The 8,222-nt window shown below is 44.3% G+C and carries 4 protein-coding genes and 1 pseudogene; 4 read left to right on the top strand and 1 reads right to left on the bottom strand.

Features of this window, described 5'->3' with window-relative positions:
* Positions 1-679 precede the first annotated feature (679 nt).
* From H6G83_RS34220 to H6G83_RS34205, 4 genes are all read left to right on the top strand, one after another.
* Positions 680-1,903 carry an alpha-xenorhabdolysin family binary toxin subunit A gene (locus H6G83_RS34220; protein WP_190480540.1) on the top strand — a complete coding sequence of 408 codons (1,224 nt, stop codon included), beginning with the start codon at positions 680-682 and terminating at the stop codon, positions 1,901-1,903.
* Between the two features lie 253 nt (positions 1,904-2,156).
* The gene (locus tag H6G83_RS34215) at positions 2,157-4,583 is read left to right on the top strand and encodes a hypothetical protein (protein ID WP_190480538.1); all 2,427 of its coding nucleotides are present in this window, start codon (positions 2,157-2,159) and stop codon (positions 4,581-4,583) included.
* A 279-nt stretch (positions 4,584-4,862) separates the two neighbouring features.
* Positions 4,863-5,867 carry a hypothetical protein gene (locus H6G83_RS34210; protein WP_190480536.1) on the top strand — a complete coding sequence of 335 codons (1,005 nt, stop codon included), beginning with the start codon at positions 4,863-4,865 and terminating at the stop codon, positions 5,865-5,867.
* 182 nt (positions 5,868-6,049) lie between these two features.
* Positions 6,050-6,304 carry a transposase gene (locus H6G83_RS34205; protein ID WP_190480533.1) on the top strand — a complete coding sequence of 85 codons (255 nt, stop codon included), beginning with the start codon at positions 6,050-6,052 and terminating at the stop codon, positions 6,302-6,304.
* 652 nt (positions 6,305-6,956) lie between these two features.
* On the opposite strand, the pseudogene H6G83_RS35755 reads toward H6G83_RS34205, so the two are convergent.
* Positions 6,957-8,222, bottom strand: a pseudogene (locus tag H6G83_RS35755) (bifunctional DNA primase/helicase); the annotation flags it as partial.

The raw sequence follows: 8,222 nt of genomic DNA, 5'->3' as shown, positions 1-8,222 counted from the left end.
TTCTTGTTCTAGCCTTTCTATTTTTTGGTCTTTTTCTTCTGGACTCATCCTTGAACACTACCATCTTTCTTCTCTCATGGGAATATCCCTGGTGTTCCTAGCTGGGCAGTTACACAAATTATAAGTTTTCGCTTAATACGATTAAAAACATTTGACACGCATCTATTTTACGATATATTGTTTTAAAGCCTATTAACTTGATAGTTAACTGTTTTTAGGGGCGTAAAACTACGCTTCTACTGAATATTATCTTTGCCAATTTATAGGCTCTTAACTCAGTGCCAAGGCACCAAAATCCTGAGCGTCTTACTCAGCAAATGTACAGTGACTTTTTATTTTTCGCTGTGCCAAATTGCTGTCATTGAAGCTGTAAGGCTTATACTCAAAGAGTGTTAGGCACCCACAGGGAATAAAATGCCGAGCCGTATCAAATATATTTTGGCTCAAACCAAGGACTGAGGCGCTTTCGCCCTTCGGGGCGAAAGCGACGGCTGGGCATTTTATTTTCTGGAAATCCCTTAACCCTAAAACTAACACAAAAACTTACAATCTCTAGCAACACAAATTGTTGCAAACATAAAGTGGGTAAGGCTTAATTCAATGACAGGAATTTGTCTCAACACCATTTAATTTGTCACTGTACATATTTAGTCACAAATTTACTCACAAAAGGAAGACTATGCCTTCAACTACGGCAGCTCCATCTAATCTACTAGTTTTGCCCAACACCCGAATGGATATTGTTGATGATCCCTCAAAAGTTCCGCCTAACCGCTTTATTATGTTTGGTGACGAGTGGCTCGTAATACAATCCTACGTCCAACAGGGACTTTTGCTTCCCATTAATCAGGGCGATTGGAACACCAAGTACGGGAGCTTCAGTGACCAGAAGTTGGTAACTGACACCCTTGAGGCCATGAAGAGGGTGCATAACCTCTCAGCCGTTTTCGGTAATCCTTCTGAATTAAAGAAGAAGATCAGTACCGATCCCAACTATATGTTCACTGCTGAGCCACCTAGCGAAATATATGCCCACATTGTATGGCTGGCTATTCAGATTCAGAACGCAGCGAGCACCTACAACTATACCCTGGCTAATCTTCGGCCTCTGTTGGACTTTGGTACTAAGGAAGAGAAAGCTGCAAACCTCAAGATGATTTTGATCGGTCCTGGTGGTCTCGTTTCAACCGCAGAGGATATGAAGACAAAAACCAATGCTCTGCTCAAGAAGTTGACGGAGTTTGACGGGAATATTAACGCAGCGAATGAACAGCTTCAGAAATACTCAGGTCAGTCTTCGCAAATTCTGGCAAATGCTAACCAGTTAATTGGAAAACTAAGCGATGATATTAACCGCCTTAACGTACAAGCCGATGTGGCATATCAGAAATGGCGTGACTATACGATCGCTGCTTGTGTAACCGGGGTTGTAGTAGGAATTTTTGGTAACATTCTTTTTCCAGGTTTAGCTCTACTCGCTGGTGCCGGTGTGGCAATAGGGTTAGGGATTGCGGCTGCCAATGAGCGAGCAACTTACAACGCGCTTCGTAGTGAAATTGCTAAACAGGAAGCGGACAAGCAAAAGAAATCGGTTTTGGTAACCGACCTCAAAGGATTCGACACTAATATTGGACTGATTGCTCCGGCATTGGTGAAGTTCAAGCAAAATCTCGATATCATCCAGGGAGTTTGGCTTGATATTGGTGGAAACCTGTCCTATATTGCCACCAACTATGGCGTAGATGAACTGAGCAACTATGCTTGGATACAACAGGCAATGAAGATTGGTGATGCTACGGCGAAATGGCAGGCAATCGCAACAACAACACAACAGTTCACGCAGAACTCCTTAATCAGCTACTCGATTAAAAAATGGGGCGATCCCCTACCTGCTGCCGCTTAATCACTAGGCTGATAGGGCAAATTTTTCAAAACACAAGAGTTTTAAGCTTTTGGATTGTGAGGTCTGCCCCAATATGGTTCAGTTAACAGTAGGGGCGAGGCATTCGGGCGATAATTGATTGCTAAAGCCATAGATATTCTGTCCGAATGCTTCGCCTAGATACCCCAAAATATCCCTAACTGAACCGTATTAAGGTCTGCCCGACGTTAATTAATAGGTTGTCGTAGGTTAAAAACAAAAAATCTTTGGCTCTATGAACATTAATTGGGAAACTCTCAACAATAAAACAAAGGAGTTCCGCACTCTCAAAGTTATCCGCGATCCCTCTAACACGATTGTGGACGTGGTTTTTTCTGGTCTTGAGGTCAAACTCTCTGAACTGGTTAAAATCTTCCCATTTGGAGGGGGGGCAACCCTCACTATCTATGCCGATACTGTGATCGTGGATGCCCCTTCTTTCGATGCTCGTGGTACTGTCGTCATAGCACGCAGTATTGATCTGTCAATGCTTGTAGGCTCTCCTGTCCCCGTTCGCGTGCCTGAAAAAGGTAGAACAGCGGTCGCTGAGTTCCTAGTCAAGGAGACAATAGGTGGAAACTTCCAGTTGACAACATCTAATGCGAAGGCAGGAACACCTGCTTTTACTGTACCTGTTGGTGAGAAACCACTGCAAGCTGTCTATTACTTTGTTAATTCCGCTGGCATATCTACTCAACAAGTTAAAACCGATGTTTCAGATATTCAAGACCTGATTAGTCGGGTTTGGGCATTGAACAGCCTCAAAGCAAGCTTCACCGCAGCATCTTGGCTGATGAATTCTAGTCAGTCCAGCGATCGCAGCACAGCCCAGTCTATGCTTAGTTGGGTCGTTGCGTGTATTCGGACAATGGGAGGGGGCGGTGCTACCATTCCCAGCGACTATGCCGAGCTATACAGTCAGGCGGCAGCACTGCTGGTGACGCTCAACGTCGCACAGGGAGCTTACTATGTGCCGATTCTGTCATCCTCATTCTACAAGACGCAAATCAATGTCTTGTTGGGAGCGTTGCAGAGTTACGAGAACAACCTCAATACATTAAACGTTCAGACAGATATTCAGGCAGCCATTCAGAAAGTCAGTGGAACACTGCAAGGCGTGGCTCAGGATGAGGCAAATCCGCAACAGATCCAGCTTAATAACATCAAGGAGAATCTAGATACACTGAGCAAGGATATCAGGAATCTCTCGCACCAGTACGATCTACAGTCTATTGATGCCAATACTTGTTTTGCTCTGATGCAAAATGCGATCACTCAACAGAAAATCCAGCAATTCTTGGAGGCTGGGTTGAAACTGGGATTGGATGCTGTCAAGATTGGTTTTAGTGTTGCTAAAGCAGCAGCTACAGAAAATCCTTTGGAGTTGACAGAGGCATTTCAAGGTTTCGTCGAAGGAGTCCAACACGCCTATGAAGGAATCGAGGCAATCTCCTCAGATAACCCAAGCAATAGAACCCTGCTCGATCAGGCTAAGCTGCTTATGCAGATGCAGTTGCAGTTGATGACATCTTTCTATGCCGGATCTGTGCTTTGGGCTGAAGCGCCGAAGGATCAAAGTGGCACTAAGTTGCCAGAGTCTCTTGCCTCCGTTAGTATCGACCCCAACTTAGCTTGGGAAAACTATATGATTCAGGCTGAGGCTGAACTCACTACCATCAAGGGAACAATTGGTTCGGGAACCGGGGCGGGATCGGCTCAAGAGGCTGCGAACAAGTACTTAGCCAGCTTAAAAATCCTAGCTCAGTACGGCAAAGCATTGGATGCGAAGGTCGTGGCTTACTCTTCTCTGTTGGCTCAAGCGACAGTAGTGAAGGCTGAGATTCGGGCTTCTCAAAACATCGAGAGACGTTGGCAAGAACTGGAGAGAAATGCCAAATCCAATGAGGAGAAACTGGCAGTACTGAAAGGTATAATCCAGACCCGTACCGATGCTATCAAGCGCTCGATCTACTTGGCGTGGACTCATTATCGAAATTCCTACTTCTATCTGTATTTCCAGGAACCTCCCATAACCATTAATCTGGATATGAACGCCGCAACTCTGAAGGATAAGTTTGCGACATTATCCCAGTGGATTGCCCAGTTGCTTGGGGATGTACCTGATAGTCAGAGAGTCCGTTTACCTAACGAAAATGTTGAGATATCTTTCCAATTCACAATTGTCAAACAGGGCAATCTGTCTGTGGGTAGCACGGATATAGCACTCTTGACACCAGCAAACGGCAATCAGCCGGCTACATTGACTTGGGGTATTCCCATTGGTAATACTCAACTACAGGGTGTGCTTCCTAATCAGGGAAACGTAGCAATCTGGATCAAAGAAGCCAGGTTTTTCATAGATGGAATCAAATCTAACGACAAAGGCAACGTGATTCTAAATGTTTTGACATCGGGAACCTATCAGAATGGGTATGATCCTCGCCAAGCTTATAACTTTGTTACCAAGGGACTTGAAGGCGAGTATGCTTATCGCGTTCAGGGTGAAAATGTTTACGATCCGTGGGAAATTAATACTGAAGTCTATGCAACGCCCACACCTTACACCCAATGGACAATAACCTTTGATCCTGATGGTGGCGATCCTAGCCTTGCTACCCAGTTGCGGATGGTTCTTAAGGTAGCCTACCGTAGCAAGAAATGATCGAAGCAAGCATGAATTGTATCTGGAGTTATAACGTGTTAAATTTCAGTAGGTAGGCTCGAATAAACCAAACTATGTAAAGAAATGTAAAATCATCAAGGTGCTTGCGATTACTTCGTTTCACTCCATTCCACTCGCAATGACATAGTTATAAATTTTTCCACCCACCTACTTAACTCCAATAGCTCTGGTTAACTTTTCGTTACATACTTAGGAATTTTCCCGCCGACTTACTTAATTTTTGGGATCACCACTTAAGCAACAATACCACCAAACACAATGATCAGATATTTGGGTAAGAACCGGATTATTGCGATCATGGCTGCACTAGGAATTGTTTTGGGAACTCTGTTCCTGTTTCCTCGGGAATCTTTGGCTCAATCAAATCAGGCGGAGTATGATTTTAGTTCTGCCAAAAATGCGATCGCTACTTTAAGTCAATTTCCCCAAGAAATAAATAGATATATCACCGAAGTATCTCAGACATCTCTCGGACCTTGGAAGCTGGATGTATCCTGTTGTACCGATTATTTCATCTGGTGTCTAAATACGCGAAATTTCGGGTATCGGGTTGATTATTCTGGTTCGCGTAGTAACCTAGAAAATGTGATTCGACGATATGAACAGAACAGTCGGGAGTTTTCCAACAGCTTTAGTCCAATAGGCGACTGGTTCAAGATTGCCCTTCCCCAGTTTAGTTCGCAGTTCAATGCTGCGTCCGAGAGAATTCTAGCTATTCAAACTGAGATTAGACAAGGCAATGGTTCCACACCTGAACAACGGGCTGAAGTTACTAGGTTACTCAATAAGCTATCAAGTAATCTCCAAGAGCAGTCAAATCAGTTGAAGGTGGGAATGAGTTCACTAGCAACTTTTCTACAAAACCAGAATAATTACCAGCGAATTATCACAAATGTCAATAACGGATTGAATCCATCCATCCAAGCAACACTGAGCAAGATGCAGGATTTTGTTAATCAACAGCCATGTCGAGGTGATGCTGACGCTCAGTTCAACAGTATTCAGCAGCAATTCACCAACTCGGTGCAAAAGATTAACAATACTCTCATCACTTTGAATACACGCACTCAGGAAATGGATAAATCAATATCTATTCTTCTTGGGACAATCACGAACTTTATTACTAAATATCAACTAATAGCCAACCAGTTGAATGCAACAGAAAATACTCAATTAGGTAGTGTTATCCAAAGTCTTCATCTTACCGTTGCCAAGCAAGCCTGGGAAGACTTGGCAAAATATGCAGCCGAACAGCTAGCTTGAACTGACAGAAGCCTCTCACGAGCGTCCGATAGGACGAGTGATGAGATGAATGGCAGGGCCATAAGGAGTCCCACCCCCGACCAATAACAACTATCTCTTGCAGTGTAGCTAAGTGGGGAAGATCTGGCGAAGATACCATAGCCAATTGTCAAGTGCATTGCTGTTTTGAAGGGCGTTGTTGCGTGAATAGCCAAAATGGTAAATTGTACCTATCGCCAATATTCTCTCGCCGCAAGCGCCTAACGATGAAAACGAAAGCCCAGTACAAAGTGAAGAATTGGAACGCTTATGATGCAGCCCTTAAACAACGAGGCAGTATCAGATTCTGGGTGAATGAAGAAGTAATTGAGCAGTGGCGTAACCAGCAGAAAACAGGGAGAAAGGGAGCATCAAATTACTACTCTGATACGGCTTTGTTGCATGAAAAGAAAAAATGACACACCAATCCGGCATTAGAGCAGAAGTTAGTTTTCCACTTTGGGTGTCCGCCGAGATACCGATACCGTGATACTGTTGGCGAAATATTTATAACTATGACCTTCAAAATGCTAGTTAACTTTTTGACATTTTGCTTAACCTCTGAATGTACTAATTAACTACAAAACTTTTGCACATTAGGTCTAATGTCTACCTATAAATTTACAAAGGTAATATTTAGCATGAGGATAATTTTACACTGCTAAAACAGTCAAGTATCAAGTTTTATAGCTTACATAAAGAATACCTCTTAAAATAGATGCGTGCTAATACTATTTAATTATGGTAAGCATAGAGCAATTGCTTATATACACGCTATTACGCTTTGTAAAAAATAAAGCTTACCCATTGACAAAAATAAACAGATATAGATAGAGGCTGATAGGCCAAGTTGAAAATGCGATCGCAAATCAGTAGGGGCAGTGAAATGGTAGATAATACTGAATATTAGGTAGATTTAAGGTTCGGACTATCAGAGCTATTAGCAAGCCATCCACAGCAAAGTGAAACCTTGACGCAGTTTAATTGACAAGAGTGCGTTCGTGCGTTTGTTTCTGACGTTGCCAAAAGCATCGCCTCCCTTGTTGCCGCATACATCGCTCCAACCCAAACTCACCCCATCCACGTCCCCCAATCAGGCGCGATCGCAGTCAACTCCTCAAACACCTGCGGCTCTTGCTGATCAATAGCCACCATCACCCCCCACCTTTCATCACTGCTGAGGGTGGAGAGGAACTGTTTGACAGCATCAACCCCATGCGTTACCCGTTCCATTGCTAGTTGGGCATATTTTTTTACCTGCCTCCACCATAAATCACTGGGATTTTCTTGTCCGTCCACCCCCCCACAATTATTACTCCCAATTAAATTAGTAGGGGGGTTGGACGGGGCATTAACTCCATACATAGCCCGCATTCTAGCCTCATAAGCCGCTTGCTCTTCCCGTTCCTGTTGTCGTCGCCTTTCCCTCTCATCCCTCAATCGTTGCCGATACTCAAGAACCTTCCGAGCAAACGCGACATCCTCGGTACTTAATCGGTAATACCTAACCCGCTTACCATCTTCCACAGGCCGCCGCGATCGCATAGACAAACCAAGCTGTGAAAGATGCTGACTCAAAATCCACACCGGGGACTCATCAAGCGGTATAGTCAAGTTGAGAATCCCCTTGATGTGAGTAGCATTGCGTTTGGAGAAATCAGCCAACGCTTCAATAGTCGCTTCATCTCCCTTAATTTCCAACCCATCCATCAAATCAGTCAATATCGCCCTCAGTCCCAATCGTTGACGCATGAGCCAAGAGGTGGAATGATTACCCCAGTCGGTACAGATAGACAAGCGATCGCGCTCCCCTTTATCCCGTTCCACAACAACATCAGGCGGCGTAACAAACTCTCGCCCATCTTCCGAGGTGATAACTTCCCCCGGCGCTGCCAAGATTGCCTCAAGCGCGACAATCTTTTTAATCAATCGCCCCCCATCGTCTTTTTCGACTAACTCAGGGGTGACAGTCATCCCGTAGGTGTCCCGAATACGGAATTTCTCACACTCTAGCGCTTCTTCTGGCTTAAGATAATCCTGGTGTTGCCTAGCGTCGTAAGTTTTCCTGTCAATATCTTTGGCATTAGCAACATTACGATAATGCTCAGAATCGATAGCATTCCCCGCCGCCTTCATCAAATGCCGCGCAGCTTCATCCGTATTATCCCCGGCTGAGACGATGGTGTTACCCATTTCCACCAGGAGCGATCGCAAATCAGCCCGTAAATTATTGATAGACCAGTTCCTTTGCGCTTCAATTTGACAATACGTATCTAACGCCCAATCCTTTTCTGCACCACGCTTACCCGTCTCTTTATCGATACGGATTAAAAACGC

Source organism: Anabaena azotica FACHB-119 (assembly GCF_014697625.1).
Taxonomy (GTDB): Bacteria; Cyanobacteriota; Cyanobacteriia; order Cyanobacteriales; family Nostocaceae; genus Trichormus; species Trichormus azoticus_A.
This window is presented reverse-complemented; position numbering and strand designations above follow the sequence as displayed.

Bases quoted from the DNA above. Each gene is read 5' to 3' on its own strand.
- H6G83_RS34210 (WP_190480536.1), top strand. From the start codon at position 4,863: ATGATCAGATATTTGGGTAAGAACCGGATTATTGCGATCATGGCTGCA.
- H6G83_RS34215 (WP_190480538.1), top strand. From the start codon at position 2,157: ATGAACATTAATTGGGAAACTCTCAACAATAAAACAAAGGAGTTCCGC.
- H6G83_RS34220 (WP_190480540.1), top strand. From the start codon at position 680: ATGCCTTCAACTACGGCAGCTCCATCTAATCTACTAGTTTTGCCCAAC.